Annotated in this window: 1 protein-coding gene; it reads left to right on the top strand. The window is 72.0% G+C overall.

All coding sequences use genetic code 11. The features are described from left to right. Positions 1 to 357: 357 nt before the first annotated feature. On the top strand, positions 358 to 592 hold a 235-nt coding region (locus AQJ27_RS51500; protein WP_159064690.1), incomplete at its 3' end, for an SDR family NAD(P)-dependent oxidoreductase.

Raw genomic sequence — 592 nt, forward strand, 5'->3', positions numbered from 1 at the left:
GGCGGTGCCGACACGCTGCCAGGGGGGCAAGGACAGCGTGAGCGAGCAGGGCCAAGGTGATGTGCCGGTACCACCGGGGGCGCTCATTCGCGTCGTACGGCCGCGGATGCGAGCGTGGCCTGGCAGGACAAGACTGGGGTCATGGACGCGCACGCCCACGGGCTCGCCCGGTTCCGCTGCGGCCACGCATCGGAGGCGTCCCGGGAGATCGGCCACTTGCCCTGAGCGTGAACCGCCGGCGCTTCGCCCGGTACCTCAAGCAGCCGTTCGGGCACATCGATCAACGAACCGGCTGACGGGCCACGCGCCCGGCAGCGACTTCCTCCGGCGGACGCAGCAGGCAGGGGTGATCGAGAGATGAACATCGACCTGAGCGGACGCATCGCCATGGTCACCGGGTCCACCGCCGGCATCGGTGAGGCTGCTGCGGCGGCGCTGGCCGCCTCCGGGGCCGAGGTCGTGGTGAACGGGAGAAACCCCGAGAGCGTCGCCGCGACCGCCGAACGGCTCGGCGGTCGCGGTGTCACCGCGGATGTCGGCACCCCGGAGGGCGCCGACGCGGTGATCGAGCAGGTCCCCGACGTCGACATCC

It is taken from the genome of Streptomyces olivochromogenes, assembly GCF_001514115.1.
Lineage (GTDB): Bacteria > Actinomycetota > Actinomycetes > Streptomycetales > Streptomycetaceae > Streptomyces > Streptomyces olivochromogenes.